Origin of the sequence: Pseudomonas sp. Irchel s3b6 (genome assembly GCF_900187415.1) — a bacterium.
Classification (GTDB): domain Bacteria; phylum Pseudomonadota; class Gammaproteobacteria; order Pseudomonadales; family Pseudomonadaceae; genus Aquipseudomonas.
On sequence record NZ_FYDM01000012.1, the window covers coordinates 96,135 to 110,188 of the forward strand.

The 14,054-nt window shown below is 61.9% G+C and carries 12 protein-coding genes; 2 read left to right on the forward strand and 10 right to left on the reverse strand.

Annotated elements, in window-relative coordinates; translation table 11 throughout:
• Positions 1–19: 19 nt before the first annotated feature.
• On the reverse strand, positions 20–2,518 hold the full coding sequence (gene plsB / locus CKW07_RS19010) for a glycerol-3-phosphate 1-O-acyltransferase PlsB (RefSeq protein WP_095146523.1): 2,499 nt from the start codon (positions 2,516–2,518) through the stop codon (positions 20–22).
• 246 nt (positions 2,519–2,764) lie between these two features.
• Between plsB and CKW07_RS19015 the strand changes: the two genes are divergently transcribed.
• Complete coding sequence (locus CKW07_RS19015) at positions 2,765–2,974, forward strand: cold-shock protein (protein WP_019692071.1); 210 nt, start codon at positions 2,765–2,767, stop codon at positions 2,972–2,974.
• A gap of 58 nt (positions 2,975–3,032) precedes the next feature.
• Here the strand turns inward: CKW07_RS19015 and CKW07_RS19020 are convergent, their stop codons facing one another.
• The 4 genes from CKW07_RS19020 to CKW07_RS19035 form a co-directional block, all read right to left on the reverse strand.
• Positions 3,033–3,410: a hypothetical protein gene (locus tag CKW07_RS19020; RefSeq protein ID WP_095077496.1), complete on the reverse strand. Its 378-nt coding sequence runs from the start codon at positions 3,408–3,410 to the stop codon at positions 3,033–3,035.
• Between the two features lie 99 nt (positions 3,411–3,509).
• The gene (locus CKW07_RS19025; protein WP_095146524.1) at positions 3,510–4,319 is read right to left on the reverse strand and encodes a putative RNA methyltransferase; all 810 of its coding nucleotides are present in this window, start codon (positions 4,317–4,319) and stop codon (positions 3,510–3,512) included.
• Complete coding sequence (dapE, locus tag CKW07_RS19030; protein WP_095146525.1) at positions 4,319–5,470, reverse strand: succinyl-diaminopimelate desuccinylase; 1,152 nt, start codon at positions 5,468–5,470, stop codon at positions 4,319–4,321. Before dapE ends, CKW07_RS19025 begins: the two co-directional genes overlap by 1 nt.
• A gap of 222 nt (positions 5,471–5,692) precedes the next feature.
• A complete protein-coding gene (locus CKW07_RS19035) occupies positions 5,693–8,284 on the reverse strand; it encodes a glycosyltransferase (protein WP_095146526.1) in 2,592 nt (863 codons plus the stop codon).
• Positions 8,285–8,502: 218 nt separating this feature from the next.
• Between CKW07_RS19035 and tcdA the strand changes: the two genes are divergently transcribed.
• Positions 8,503–9,315, forward strand: coding sequence for a tRNA cyclic N6-threonylcarbamoyladenosine(37) synthase TcdA (tcdA, locus tag CKW07_RS19040; RefSeq protein WP_176465340.1), 813 nt, complete (start codon positions 8,503–8,505; stop codon positions 9,313–9,315).
• 21 nt (positions 9,316–9,336) lie between these two features.
• On the opposite strand, the gene CKW07_RS19045 is transcribed toward tcdA, so the two are convergent.
• The 5 genes from CKW07_RS19045 to dapC all read right to left on the reverse strand — a co-directional run bounded on the left by CKW07_RS19045 (position 9,337) and on the right by dapC (position 14,026).
• Entirely contained in the window at positions 9,337–9,741 is a 405-nt protein-coding gene (locus CKW07_RS19045) for a SufE family protein (RefSeq protein WP_095146528.1), read from the reverse strand.
• Positions 9,738–10,943 carry an aminotransferase class V-fold PLP-dependent enzyme gene (locus CKW07_RS19050; RefSeq protein ID WP_095146529.1) on the reverse strand — a complete coding sequence of 402 codons (1,206 nt, stop codon included), beginning with the start codon at positions 10,941–10,943 and terminating at the stop codon, positions 9,738–9,740. Before CKW07_RS19050 ends, CKW07_RS19045 begins: the two co-directional genes overlap by 4 nt.
• A gap of 163 nt (positions 10,944–11,106) precedes the next feature.
• Positions 11,107–12,141 carry a 2,3,4,5-tetrahydropyridine-2,6-dicarboxylate N-succinyltransferase gene (gene dapD / locus CKW07_RS19055; protein ID WP_095077487.1) on the reverse strand — a complete coding sequence of 345 codons (1,035 nt, stop codon included), beginning with the start codon at positions 12,139–12,141 and terminating at the stop codon, positions 11,107–11,109.
• Positions 12,142–12,174: 33 nt separating this feature from the next.
• Positions 12,175–12,537: an ArsC family reductase gene (locus CKW07_RS19060; protein WP_095146530.1), complete on the reverse strand. Its 363-nt coding sequence runs from the start codon at positions 12,535–12,537 to the stop codon at positions 12,175–12,177.
• A 289-nt stretch (positions 12,538–12,826) separates the two neighbouring features.
• Positions 12,827–14,026 (reverse strand): succinyldiaminopimelate transaminase, encoded by a 1,200-nt coding sequence (dapC, locus tag CKW07_RS19065; protein WP_095146531.1) that lies wholly within the window; start codon positions 14,024–14,026, stop codon positions 12,827–12,829.
• Positions 14,027–14,054 lie beyond the last annotated feature (28 nt).

Below are 14,054 nucleotides of genomic sequence, written 5' to 3' on the forward strand. Positions count from 1 at the left end.
GAAGACGGCGTTCAGGTGCTTACTGAAGGGCGGCGCTGTTCTGCTCAGCGGCATCCTCACTGCGATGCAGTGCCACCTGACGGATCGACAAGCGAATCTCCGCTGGCAACACCCGCTTGGCAGCGCCTTCGGCCAGTTCACCGAGCAGTTCGTGATGGCTCAGCTTGCCGGCCTCGTCGCGACGCAGTACCTCCAGGTCCAGCAGGGTCTGGATGAAGTGGCGGAACAGGCTCTTGTCGAAGAACTCCGGGGCGTTCAGGCCATGCAGGATCGACAGGCGCTGGGCCATGACCGTGCACAGGTCTTCCAGCTCTTCGGCGCTGAGGGTGTTCTGGCCGCTGTTGAGCAGCAACGAGATGGCCATGTAGAAACGCTGCAGGGTCTGCGCGATGCTCCTGGACAGCAGGGTCAGCAGCACGAAATGCCGTGAGCTTGGCGCCGGGCGCAGGTACAGGTTGTTCTCGACGCGCAACAGGCCTTGCTCGACGAACGCCTCGAGCCATTGGTCGATCACGGCGTCCAGTTCGTCCAGCGACCAACGAATGAACAGCTCTGATTGCAGGTACGGGTACAGCGCGCGGGTGTACCGCAGGATCTGTTCGCGGCTCATGCGCGAGCTGCTCTGGAAGAAACTGGCGAGCAAGGCAGGCAAGGCGAAAATGTGCAGGACGTTGTTGCGGTAGTAGGTCATCAGGACGGCGTTTTGCTCATCCAGATAGAGGATTTTGCCCAGCGCATCGCTTTGCTCGCAGAGCAGGTCCATGTCCTTGACGTGTTCGATCAGTGCACGGCCGTCGCCCTCTGGCAGCGTGGTATGCGGCGAGTAAGGGACGCGTCGCAGCAATGCCAGGTACAGATCCAGCACCCGCGCCATGGCGCGATCATCCAGCGCCAGGCGGCTGGTGGACAACAAGGCCAGCGCGACCAGGTTCACCGGGTTGATCGCAGCCGCCTCATTCAAGTGCCGGGCGACCCGTTCGCCGAGGCGATTGGTGGTTTCGTTGAGCCAGGCAGGCCTGTACTGCGGCCCCAGTTCCTGGGAGCGCCAATCCGGTTGCTCGCTGTCGAGGAACTCGGCCAGCTTGATCGGCTCGCCGAAGTTCACCGCCACCTGGCCGAAACGTTGTTTCAGCGCACCGATGACTTTGAAGATGTCGAAAATCGATTCTTTCTTCTTGCTCGCGCCGCGCAATTCACCCAGGTAGGTGCGGCCCTCCAGGACACGTTCGTAACCGATGTACACCGGGACGAAGACGATCGGCATGCGAGAGGAGCGCAGGAAGCTGCGCAAGGTGATCGCCAGCATCCCGGTTTTCGGTTGCAGCATGCGCCCGGTGCGCGAACGGCCACCCTCGACGAAGTACTCCACCGGGAAGCCCTTGGTAAACAGGGTGTGCAGGTACTCATTGAACACCGAGGTGTAGAGCGGGTTGCCCTTGAATGTGCGGCGCATGAAGAAGGCGCCGCCACGCCGCAGCAGGCTGCCGATCACCGGCATGTTGAGGTTGATCCCGGCGGCGATGTGCGGCGGGGTCAGTCCGTTGCGAAACAGCAGGTAGGACAGCAGCAGGTAGTCGATGTGGCTGCGGTGGCAGGGTACGTAGATCACTTCGTGACCCGGGGCGACCTGCTGCACGCCTTCGATGTGGTTGACCTTGATGCCGTCGTAGATCTTGTTCCAGAACCAGCTCAGCACCACTTCCAGGAAGCGGATGGCGGTGAAGGTGTAGTCCGAGGCGATCTCGTTGCCGTAGCGCAGTGCCTGGGCCTTGGCTTTTTCCGGCGAAATGTTCTCGCGCTCGGCTTCATCGAGGATCGCTTGCTTGACCAGCGGCTGATTGAGCAGGCCCTTGACCAGGTTGCGGCGGTGGGAAATGTCCGGGCCGATGACCGCCGCTTTCAGGTTGCGAAAGTGCACCCGCAGGATGCGCTGGGCCATGCGCACGGTGCGCTCGTGGCCCTTGTCGTGCTCGATCAGCTCGCGCAGGTGGATGGGGGCGGAGAATTGCACGCGGGTCTTGCGCCCCAGAATCATGATGCTCAGCAGTCGACGCAGGCGTCCGGTCACCGCCCAGCTGTCGGCAAACAGCAGTTTCCACGGGCTCGATTCGCTGTCTGGCGATTGGCCCCAGAACACGCTGACGGGGATGATTTGCGCGTCTTCGGCGGCATTCTGGCTCAGGGCACTGACCAGTCGGGTCAGGGTCGGCGGCGCGCCGCGCTTGTCCTGGCGACCGAGCCAGTCGGGTGCGGGTGTCAGGTAGAAGAACGCCGCTGGCTCCAGCAGGTTACCCACCGACACCGGCAGCACCGGACGTGGCAAACCGGCCTTGGTGCACTCGGTGTCGAGCACGGCCAGGTCGGTCAACGAGGGATTTTGCAGGACGTAGAACACCGGACGACTGCGGTCGAGGTTGAGGGTAAAGGACGACTGGTTGATCGTCTCCGAGCGAACCCAGAGGTACAACAGTCGGCGCAAGGCGCCAAACACAAGACGGCGGAACGGGGAACGGGTCATAGGCTTGCTGCTTTAGTTGAAAAAAAACCGAGCAAGTGCTCGGGAGCGGTAGTGTGACGTATTCGTCGAAAATCGGCAAAAAAGCACCGAAGTAATCTTGAGTTGAGAGTTTTTACCGCTGTCATATACTCGGCCGGCCGTTTGCCACTATCGACCCTGTTTTTGACAGTCAGTCGAGTGTGCGCACTGGCTCAGACGGCGTGTCTGTGAACAGGCCGACCAATAATAAAAAGGGAGTACCGATAGATGGCAACGCGCGAGACCGGCAACGTGAAGTGGTTCAACGACGCTAAGGGTTACGGCTTCATTCAGCGTGAAGGCGGGGCGGATGTGTTCGTGCACTACCGCGCAATCCGTGGCGAAGGCCACCGCTCGTTGGCCGAGGGCCAGCAGGTTGAGTACGCCGTGGTGGACGGGCAGAAAGGTTTGCAGGCAGAAGACGTAGTCGGCCTGTAAGACCAAGCTGCAAGCTACAAGCGGTTTAGCTTGCAGCTTGCAGCTTGCAGCTTTTAGCTCAAGCCGTTTTCCAGGTGATCTCTTCTTCACCGTCGACGCTGATGCGAATCCAGCGATCGGCGGACTCTTCACCCTCTTCCTCGACCCAGGTACCCGGTGCACAGCGCACTTCAACGTTCAGCGCGGCAAACGCGGCGCGGGCGCAGGCGATGTCGTCGTCCCATGGAGTCTGGTCGCTTTCCAGGTACAGGCTGTTCCATTTGCCCACCGCTTTCGGCAGCCAGGTGACCGGCACGTTGCCGGCCTTGCACTTGTAGGTCTGGCCTTTTTGAACCCAGTCGGTGCAAGGGCCCAACGCCGCGCCCAGCCAGGCCGAGATGGCCTTGTGGTCGACGTCGGCGTCTTTGAGGTAAATCTCGATATCGGGTTGGCGCATGGATGTTCCTCACTGCGGGTTTCGAAAAATCCATTCGCGGATTTAGCCGGCCTCAAGCTGCTGCCCAAGGCCAAAAGTTAAAGGGTTGCTCTCAAGCAATTACTGCAGAACGAAGTAATCGTAGCGCATCGATACACTGACCTCGAATGGCTCGGCCTGTTCGATAACGGCTGCCCGGCGTTCGGCGCTGGCGCGCCAGCCATGGGGGGTCATGGCTAGCAGATTGGCACGATCCTGAGGGTTGCTCAGGGTCAGCTTGAATTCCAGGGTTTCGCTGTGTTGCAGCGACATGCCCTCGGGTACCAGGGCCAGGTGCTTGTCGTCGGTGTACTCGCGCACTTCGTCGTACAGGCGCTCGCGCAATTCCATCAAGTGACCGCTGGTCGGGCCGACTTTCATCAAACCGCCGCCAGGGCTGAGCAGGCGCTTGGCCTCCAGCCAGTCGAGGGGGCTGAACACACTGGCCAGGAACTGGCAGCTGGCGTCGGCCAGCGGCACCCGGGCCATGCTGGCAATCAACCAGGTCAGTGCCGGGTTGCGCTTGCAGGCACGCTTGACCGCTTCGCGGGAGATGTCCAGCGCATAGCCATCGGCATCGGGCAGGGCCTCGGCGATTTGCGCGGTGTAGTAACCCTCGCCACAACCGATGTCCAGCCAGCGTTGTGGCGCGCGTTCCGCGGCCAGTTCCGCCAGGCGCCTGGCCACCGGGGCATAGTGCCCGGCGTTCAGAAAGTCGCGACGGGCCTCGACCATGGCCTGGTTGTCGCCTGGGTCGCGGCTGTTCTTGTGCTGCACCGGCAACAGGTTCAGGTAACCCTGGCGGGCACGGTCGAAGCGATGCCCGGCGGGGCACGCCACGCCATTGTCGACCGCGTTCAGCGGCGCGCTGCAGATAGGGCAGGCAAGCATCAGGCGAGCAACTTGATCAGGGTCTGGTAGTAGATTTCGGTCAGCACATCGAGATCGCTGGCCAGGACCCGCTCGTTGACCTGGTGGATCGTTGCGTTGACCGGGCCCAGCTCGACCACCTGGGTGCCCATGGTGGCGATGAAACGCCCGTCCGAGGTGCCGCCACTGGTGGAGGCCAGGGTTTCACGGCCGGTGATGGCCTTGATGCTGGCCGACACGGCGTCGAGCAGCGCGCCCGGTTCGGTGAGGAACGGCAGGCCGGACAGTGCCCAGTCGATGTGCCAGTCCAGGTCGTGTTTGTCGAGGATATCGGCCACGCGCTGTTGCAGGCCCTCAACGGTCGACTCGGTAGAGAAGCGGAAGTTGAACACCGCGACCAGGTCGCCCGGGATAACGTTGGTGGCGCCGGTACCGGAATTGACGTTGGAGATCTGGAAACTGGTGGGCGGGAAGAACGCATTGCCGTTGTCCCAATGCTCGGCGGCCAGTTCGGCCAGGGCCGGGGCGGCGAGGTGGATCGGGTTCTTTGCCAGGTGCGGGTAGGCCACGTGACCTTGCACGCCGCGCACCGTGAGCTTGGCGCCCAGGGAGCCGCGGCGGCCGTTCTTGACTACGTCACCCACCAGGGTGGTGCTCGACGGCTCGCCGACGATGCACCAGTCCAGGCGTTCCTTGCGCGCAGCCAGGCGCTCGATCACCGCTTTGGTGCCGTGATGTGCCGGGCCTTCTTCGTCGCTGGTGATCAGGAACGCCACCTTGCCCTTGTGGTCCGGGTAGTCGGCGACAAAACGCTCGGCCGCCACGGTCATGGCCGCCAGGCTGCCTTTCATGTCAGCCGCGCCACGGCCGCAGAGCATGCCGTGCTCATCGATCACCGCATCGAACGGATCGATCTGCCAGGCCGCCACCGGGCCGGTCGGGACCACATCGGTGTGACCGGCGAAGCACAGTACCGGACCTTCGTGCGTGCCGTGGGTAGCCCAGAAGTTATCCACGTCTTCGATGCGCATGGGTTCCAGGTTGAAACCGGCATCGCCCAGGCGCTGCATCATCTGCTTCTGGCAATCAGCGTCCACCGGCGTCACGGACGGACGGCGGATCAGGTCGATGGCGAGCTGGAGGGTCGGCGAAAGGTCGGCGTGGGCCGTCATGTAGAACTCCGGAAGCTGTCAATGTGTAGGAGCGAGCTTGCTCGCGATGAACGTCAACGATAACGCGTGCGATCTAGATAACCGCGTTGCCCTTACGTTTCTCGCGAGCAAGCTCGCTCCTACAGGTATTGGGTTTGGCCCTTGAGCCACGCCCCGCAAAATGGCGGTTATCTTAAAGCAAAACGGCGACCATTGGCCGCCGTTTAGTGCATCGGTAGCGATTTAGACCGCGGGTAGCGTTTCGGCCTCGGCCACAGGTTTTGGCAGCGACGACAGGAACGCCATGATCAGCGCCGCCACATAAGGCAGCGACTGCACCAGCAGCATGGTCACCCAGAAACGCATGTCGTTGCTCGGCAGGCCTTGCACCAGGAAAATCCCCAGCGCCGCGCCCCATAACAGAAACATGATGAACATCTCTTCACGGGCTTCCGAAATGGCTAGCCAAAAGCCGTGGCTGTCGGCATTTTTCGGGGTGCGGATGAACGGAATGTTGCTGGTGAAGAAGCCGTACAGCACCGCTTTGGCAATGGTGTGGGACAACGCCAGGCCCGCCAGTGCCGCGCAGAACGCGTCCTTGAGGTTAACCCCCACCGCACGACGGTAGAGGAAGATGATCTTGCCGACCTTGAACACGAACAACGCCAGGGGCGGGATCGCGAAAATCAGCAGCGGTGGATCCACCCGGTGCGGCACGATAATCATCGCCGCGGACCACAGCAAGGCGCCCACGGTGAAGAAGATGTTCATGCCGTCGGCCACCCACGGCAGCCAGCCTGCCAGGAAGTGGTAACGCTGGCCGCGGGTCAGTTTGGTGTCTTTGCCACGGATCAGGCTGGCGGTGTGCCGCTTGATGATCTGGATGGCGCCGTAGGCCCAACGGAAACGCTGTTTCTTGAAGTCGATAAAGGTATCGGGCATCAAGCCCTTGCCATAGCTGTCGTGGTAGTACGCCGCCGACAAACCTTTCTCGAACACCCGCAGCCCCAACTCGGCGTCTTCACAGATGCACCAGTCCGCCCAGCCAAGCTCTTCGAGCACGGAGCGACGGGTCATGGTCATGGTGCCGTGCTGAATGATCGCGTCGCGGTCGTTGCGGGTCACCATGCCAATGTGGAAGAAGCCTTTGTACTCGGCATAGCACAGCTTCTTGAAGGTGCTTTCGTTCTGGTCGCGGTAATCCTGCGGCGACTGCACCACGGCGATTTTCGGATCGGCGAAGTGCGGCACCATGTGTTTGAGCCAGTTCGGATGAACGCAGTAGTCCGAGTCGATGACCGCGATCACTTCGGCGTCCTTGGCGGTGTGCGGGATCAGGTAGTTCAGCGCACCGCCCTTGAAACCGGCCAGTGGCGCGACGTGGAAGAACTTGAAGCGCGGGCCGAGGGTTTCGCAATAGGCCTGCACCGGCTCCCAGACCGCCGGGTCCTTGGTGTTGTTGTCGATGATCAGGACTTCAAAGTCCGGATAGTCGAGGTTGGCCAGGGCGTTGAGGGTCTGTTTGACCATCTCCGGCGGCTCGTTGTAGCACGGCACGTGAATCGAGACTTTTGGCCGATAGGTCGAATCGCCCACTACCGGCAGGAACTCGCGCCGGCGCTTGTGAATCCACACCGCTTCGGCCAGCTCGTGGGCCTCGGTCAGCAACACGATAAACACTCCGAGGGCACCGAGGGCGAGCAGGAATCCTACCGTCAGGCTGAACCAGGTGCTGTATTGCTGGCTGTAGTCGTAGCCGATCCAGACCAGCACCGACCCGCAGAGGAAGGCGGTGAAGGTCAGGAAGGTGCGGCCACGCTGGCGCAGCGCCGAGCCGTCGATCATCAGCAGGGTCAGCGACAACAGCGCCAGCACCACGGAGCCGATGGCCAGCACGCGCCATTGCGGGATTGCCACCACCGGGCCTTCGAAGTTGAACTTCTGCTGGCGCGCCGCGTTGAACACGCCCCAATAGGCACCGACCGAACCTTCGTCGCTGACTTTCCAGGGCTGGTCAAAGGCCTCGATCACAAAGTAGTTGAAGCCCTGGCGGTTGAGCTTGTTCACCAGTGTGCGCAGGTAAATGGCCTGGTCGGCCGGGGTCGCGTCCGCGCCACCGCGCATGCGGCCGTTGCTCGGCCAGCCCACTTCCGAGAGCAAGAGCGGCTTTTTCGGGAACATTTTCTTCAGGTCGCGGGCGCGGTCCAGGACGAACTGGCCGGCCTGGTCCATCGGGACGAACTCCCAGTAGGGCAGGACGTGGGCGGCGATCAGGTCGACGTGCTTGGCCAGCATCGGGTTTTCTTCCCACACGTGCCACTGTTCGGACGTGGTGACCGGGACCTTGACCGCGGCGCGTACACGATCGAGAAGCACGCTCAGCTGTTCGGCGGTGATTTCCTTGCGGAAGATCGCTTCGTTACCCACGACCACGCGAACCACGCTGCGCGAGTTGTTGGCGATCTCGATGGCGCGCTGGATTTCGCGTTCGTTGCGCTCCTGGTCCGGGCTGATCCAGATTCCGAGGGTCACGCGCAAGCCGAACTCTTCCGCCAGCTTGGGAATGTCGCCCAGGGTGCCGTCGACCGAATAGATCCGGATGTTGTCGGTCAGTTTGCTCATGATCTCCAGGTCACGACGCATTTCCTCATCGGACGGGAACTGGTTTTTCTGTGGGAACTGGCCTTGCTGGAACGGCGAGTAAGAAAAACCGGAGATCTGCTCTGGCCAGTTGGGGGTTGTGACCGGGCGGTTGATCAGCGCCCAGAAACCGGTGAACAGCGCGGCAATCGCCAGCACTACCACCAGGTTGAGTCCAAATTTACGCGATGACATAGCTATTTCGGGTTCCAAAGGCTGTGGAACGAAGGAACGGTCGGCCGCCGCCGAGGGGCGCGCATCCTACACCGGGTGTTCCCAGACCGTACAGCGGGCGGGGATATGCCGGACGTTAGGCAATTTACTTTGACTTAAGTTCTTTCACTTGTAGCGTGTAGCTTAAAACTTACCGCCGTGTAGCCCTATAATGCGCGCCGGTTTTTAGGGTAGTGGTCATGAGTACAGAAGATCCGCGGTTTGCTGGCATTGCCCGCTTGTATGGCATTGAAGGCCTGGGGCGTTTGCGCGCCGCCCATGTGGCGATTGTGGGCGTCGGCGGTGTCGGTTCCTGGGCGGCGGAAGCCATTGCCCGTTGTGGCGTGGGCGAGATTTCGCTGTTCGACCTGGACGACGTTTGCGTCAGCAATGTCAATCGCCAGTTGCACGCACTGGACAGCACCGTCGGCAAACCCAAGGTCGAGGTGATGGCCGAGCGTCTGCGGGGGATCAACCCGGACTGCACGGTACACGCGGTACCGGACTTCGTGACGCGCGAGACCATGGCCGAGTACATCACGCCGAACATCGATTGTGTGATCGACTGCATCGACAGCGTCAATGCCAAGGCCGCATTGATCGCCTGGTGCAAGCGCCGCAAGATCCAGATCATCACCACCGGTGGCGCAGGCGGGCAGATCGACCCGACGCTGATTCAGGTGTGTGACCTGAACCGGACCTTCAACGACCCGCTGGCCTCGAAAGTGCGTTCCACCCTGCGTCGCGATTACAATTTCTCCCGCACCGTGACCCGTCACTACAGCGTGCCGTGCGTATTTTCCACGGAGCAACTGCGCTACCCGAAACCCGATGGCAGCATTTGCTTGCAGAAAAGTTTTGTCGGCGATGGCGTGAAGTTGGACTGCGCGGGCGGGTTTGGCGCGGTAATGATGGTGACGGCGACCTTTGGCATGGTTGCCGCGACCAAGGCGGTGGACAAGATCGTCGCCGGGGTCCGACGCCCGGCGGACAAGATTAAGCCCGAGCAATAAGACGGCTCCCTCTTCACAGGGTCAGGCGGATAATTCGCGCATTCGCTGCAACACCGCATTCAGGCCATTGCTGCGTGACGACGAGAGTTGTCGCGACAAGCCCAACTGATTAAACCAGTCCGGCAAATCCACCTGCTGCAACTCTTGCGCGGACAAGCCATTGACCCGCGCCAGCAGCAACGCCACCAGGCCACGAATCAATCGCGCATCGCTGTTGGCGACGAACTGCCAATGGCCGTCGTGCAGCGCCCCCACCAGCCAGACCTGACTTTCGCAACCGTGTACGCGGTTGGCCTCGGATTGGTCGGTATCGCTCAAGGCTGGCAGGCGATCGCCCCATTGCATCAGCAAGCGTGCACGCTGCTCCCATCCGGCGGCGGTTTGAAAGACTTGCAGCGCGGTAACCGCGTCGGCTGGCAGGCTCATCGCAACAGCTCCAGGGCTTGATCAAGGGCTTCGAAGAAACGCTCCAGATCTTCAGAGTCGTTGTACAGCGCCAGTGAAACCCGGATTGCCCCGGCCAGTTCATAGCTTTTGAGCAGCGGCATGGCGCAGTGGTGACCGGCACGCACGGCAATGCCCTGTTCGGTCAACAGGTGTGCCAGATCCGAGTTGTGGACCCCTTCCACCACAAAGCTGGCCAGGGCCAGTTGTGGCTTGCCCAGCAGGCGAATGCCATTGCGCGCCTGTAAACCCTTGATCAGGTAATCATGCAGCGCCGCTTCATGGGCGGACACGGCGTCCTGATCCAGCCCGGCCAGGTAGTCGAGAGTCGCGCCCAAGCCGATCACGCTGGCAATCGGCGGGGTGCCGGCTTCAAAACCCAGCGGTGCCGGGCGAAAGCGGGCGTCGTGGTAGTTGGCATCCAGCACCATCTCACCGCCGAACTGCCAGGGGCGCAGATGCTCCAGGGCCTCATTGCGGCCAAAGACCACGCCCAGGCCATCGGGCCCGTAGAGTTTGTGGCTGGAGAACACGTAGAAATCACAACCCAGCGCCTGGACGTCGTGGCGACCGTGAACCACGCCCTGGGCGCCGTCGACCACGGTCAAGGCGTTTTGCGCCTTGGCCAGCGCCAGCAACTGAGGCAATGGCTGCCAGGCACCCAGGACGTTGGACAGTTGACTGACCGCCAGCAACCGGGTGCGTGGGCCGATCAAGCCAGCGGCGGCATTGAGATCGATCAGGCCGTCGGCGTCCAGGGGTAAGACCACCAGCGTCAGCTCGCGGCGTTTTGCCAGTTGCTGCCAGGGCAGCAAGTTGGCGTGGTGCTCCAGGGCGCTGATGACAATTTCATCGCCCGGGTGGAAAAGGTGTTCCAGGCCATAGGCCAGGAGATTCAGCGCGGAGGTCGCGCCGTGGGTGAAGATGATTTGCCCGCAGTGGCCGACGTTGAGCCAGTGGGCCACTTTGCTGCGGCTGCCTTCGAACGCTTGCGTGGCATGGGCGCCAGGCAGGTGTTGCGCACGATGGACGTTGGCCGCGCCATTGGCGTAGTAATGCGCCAGCGCGTCGAGCAGGGCCTGGGGTTTCTGAGTGGTGGCGGCATTGTCCAGATAGGTCTGGTCCTGCCGTTGCAGGGCGGCGATGGCCGGGAAATCGGCACGCCAAGGTGAGGGAATCATCATGCTATCGGGCCCTGGTGACATGGGCGGGTGTACGCCTGACCTGTAGGAGCGAGCTTGCTCGCGATGGACGTTAACGATAACGCGCGGCATCAGGCAGCACGTGTCGTCTATATGTTCTTCGCGAGCAAGCTCGCTCCTACAGGGTGATCGTTTGACGCTCTGCTTAGTTGTGAGCGTGCAGCGCTTCGTTCAGTTCGATGGCCGATTTGTGGGTTTTGCACTCCACGGCACCGGTCTCCGAGTTGCGGCGGAACAACAGGTCGGTCTGGCCGGCCAGTTCGCGCGCCTTGACCACTTTGACCAGTTGGTTGTTCTCGTCCAGCAGGGCCACTTTGGTGCCGGCGGTCACGTACAGGCCGGACTCGACGGTGTTGCGGTCGCCCAACGGGATACCGATACCGGCGTTGGCACCGATCAGGCAGCCTTCGCCCACCTTGATCACGATGTTGCCGCCGCCCGACAGGGTGCCCATGGTGGAGCAACCGCCGCCCAGGTCCGAACCCTTGCCGACGAACACGCCAGCAGAGACGCGGCCTTCGATCATGCCCGGGCCTTCGGTACCGGCGTTGAAGTTGACGAAGCCTTCGTGCATCACGGTGGTGCCTTCGCCCACGTAGGCGCCCAAGCGGATACGAGCGGCGTCAGCGATACGCACGCCGGCCGGTACCACGTAGTCGGTCATTTTCGGGAACTTGTCTACCGAGAACACTTCCAGCAACTCGCCCCGCAGACGGGCTTCGAGTTGATGCTCGGCCAGTTCGCTCAAGTCGATGGCGCCCTGGCTGGTCCAGGCGACGTTCGGCAGCAGCGGGAAAATGCCCGTCAGGTTCAGGCCGTGAGGCTTGACCAGGCGATGGGACAGCAGGTGCAGCTTGAGGTAGGCCTCAGGGGTGGAGCTCAACGGGGCATCTTCGGCCAGCAATGTGGCGACCAGCGGCTTGTGGCTTTCTGCCAGGCGGGTCAGCAGGGCGGCCTGGGTCGCGTCGACGCCCTTAAGGGCTTCGGCCAGTTGCGAGGCTTGGGCGGTGCTGAACGCGATGGCCTGATTGCCTTCGGTGTAGCCCAGGATCGGGGCAATGGCGGCAACTACTTCAGCCGAAGGCTTGAGCACGGGAGCGGCGTAGAACACTTCCAGCCACGCGCCTTGACGATTCTGGGTGCCGACACCGAAGGCCAGGCTGAACAGGGTAGTGGACATGCAATTACCTCTTACGAAATTGAACGGGCGGGCTTACTTGAGCGCTGCCGCGTAGATATCTGGCTTGAAGCCAATCAGGGTTCGGTCACCGAGATCGAGCACCGGGCGCTTGATCATCGACGGTTGTGCGAGCATCAATTCGATCGCTTTCGCCTGGTCGAGATCGGCTTTGCATTCGTCATCGAGTTTGCGAAAGGTCGTGCCTGCACGGTTGAGCACCACCTGCCAGCCGTGCTCGTTGCACCACTGGGTCAGGTGTTCACGGTCGATTCCGGCCGTTTTGTAATCATGGAAATCAAAGCTGACAGCGTGTTCATCCAGCCAGGTGCGCGCCTTTTTCATGGTGTCGCAGGCTTTGATGCCGAAAAGGTGCAACGTTTTGCTTGAAGCGGTCAAGGAATTGCCCCCCTTTGGAGGTGCTGAAGATAAAAATGGTGAAGGATTATGCCATGACCGGGCGGGTTCGGCGTCGACCGGGATCCGGCTTTGAGCGATTGTGCGACAGGTTGCCCGGTCAGGTGCGACCTTTGTGCAAGGGCCAGCCCCTAGTCTAAGCGTCTAATATGGCACTTCGACGGCAACTTGTTGCCTGATGTGTGCTGGACCTCAGTGAGGCCAATCTGGGGCTGATGAAGTGAGGCACGCGTCCGAAAGGGGGGGCGCGTGCCTGCCGCCAGGATGTCGCTTATGTGCGGCGCTGGATGAACTCGCGAATCCGCTCTGCCGCCTCGACGCATTCGGCCAGCGGCGCAACCAGTGCCATGCGCACACGGCCGGCGCCCGGGTTGACGCCGTCGACCTCACGGGACAGATAAGAGCCAGGCACGACGGTCACGTGCTCTTCGACGAACAGGTCGCGGCAGAACGCCGCGTCGTCGCCTGCAACGTTCGGCCACAGGTAGAAACTGCCATCCGGACGCTGCACGTCCATGACCGGGCTGAGGATCTCCAGCACCGCATCGAACTTCTCGCGGTACAGCGCACGGTTGGCGCGCACATGGACTTCGTCATTCCATGCCGCAACGCTGGCCAGTTGGGTCTGAACCGGCATGGCGCAGCCATGGTAGGTGCGGTACAGCAGGAATCCCTTGAGGATCTCGGCATCCCCGGCCACGAAGCCCGAGCGCAGGCCCGGCAGGTTGGAGCGCTTGGACAGGCTATGGAACACCACGCAGCGTTTGAAGTCCTTGCGGCCCAGTTCCGCACAGGCACTGAGCAGGCCCGGTGGGGGTGTCTGCTCGTCGAAGTAGAGTTCGCTGTAGCACTCGTCGGCCGCGATCACGAAGTCATACTCGTCGGCCAGGGCGATCAGCTTTTTCAGGGTGTCGAGCGGAATCAGCGCACCGGTCGGGTTGCCCGGCGAGCACAGGAACAGGATCTGGCAGCGTTTCCAGATGTCCGGTGAGACGGCGTCGAAATCGGGGTTGAAGCCGTTTTCGTCCAGGCACGGCAGGTAGTGGGGCTTGGCGCCAGCGAGGAACGCAGCACCTTCATAGATCTGGTAGAACGGGTTCGGGCTGACCACCAGCGCGTCGTCACCCCGGTTGACCACGGTCTGGGTGAAGGCGAACAGTGCTTCACGGGTACCGTTGACGGGCAGCACGTTGCGGGCCGGATCGATCCAGCCTGCGGGCACGTTGAACCGACGCTCGCACCAGGCCGCAATGGCTTCGCGCAGGGCGGGAACACCCAGGGTCGTGGGGTAGACGGCCATCTGGTCCAGGTTGCTGGCCAGGGCTTCTGCGACAAAGCTTGGCGAGCGGTGTTTCGGCTCGCCGATGGACAGGGCGATAGGGCGCTTGTCGGGGTTGGGCGTCACCGCGCCGAGCAGGGCGCGCAGTTTTTCGAACGGGTAGGGCTGGAGTTGGTTCAGAGCGTTGTTCATCGGTGCGCAGGTCTCACTCAAAGCGGTT

Bases quoted from the DNA above. Each gene is read 5' to 3' on its own strand.
- CKW07_RS19045 (WP_095146528.1), bottom strand. From the start codon at position 9,741: ATGAGCCTGCCAGCCGACGCGGTTACCGCGCTGCAAGTCTTTCAAACC.
- dapE (WP_095146525.1), bottom strand. From the start codon at position 5,470: ATGACGGCCCACGCCGACCTTTCGCCGACCCTCCAGCTCGCCATCGAC.
- dapD (WP_095077487.1), bottom strand. From the start codon at position 12,141: ATGTCCACTACCCTGTTCAGCCTGGCCTTCGGTGTCGGCACCCAGAAT.
- tcdA (WP_176465340.1), top strand. From the start codon at position 8,503: ATGAGTACAGAAGATCCGCGGTTTGCTGGCATTGCCCGCTTGTATGGC.
- CKW07_RS19020 (WP_095077496.1), bottom strand. From the start codon at position 3,410: ATGCGCCAACCCGATATCGAGATTTACCTCAAAGACGCCGACGTCGAC.
- plsB (WP_095146523.1), bottom strand. From the start codon at position 2,518: ATGACCCGTTCCCCGTTCCGCCGTCTTGTGTTTGGCGCCTTGCGCCGA.
- CKW07_RS19035 (WP_095146526.1), bottom strand. From the start codon at position 8,284: ATGTCATCGCGTAAATTTGGACTCAACCTGGTGGTAGTGCTGGCGATT.
- CKW07_RS19015 (WP_019692071.1), top strand. From the start codon at position 2,765: ATGGCAACGCGCGAGACCGGCAACGTGAAGTGGTTCAACGACGCTAAG.
- dapC (WP_095146531.1), bottom strand. From the start codon at position 14,026: ATGAACAACGCTCTGAACCAACTCCAGCCCTACCCGTTCGAAAAACTG.
- CKW07_RS19025 (WP_095146524.1), bottom strand. From the start codon at position 4,319: ATGCTTGCCTGCCCTATCTGCAGCGCGCCGCTGAACGCGGTCGACAAT.
- CKW07_RS19050 (WP_095146529.1), bottom strand. From the start codon at position 10,943: ATGATGATTCCCTCACCTTGGCGTGCCGATTTCCCGGCCATCGCCGCC.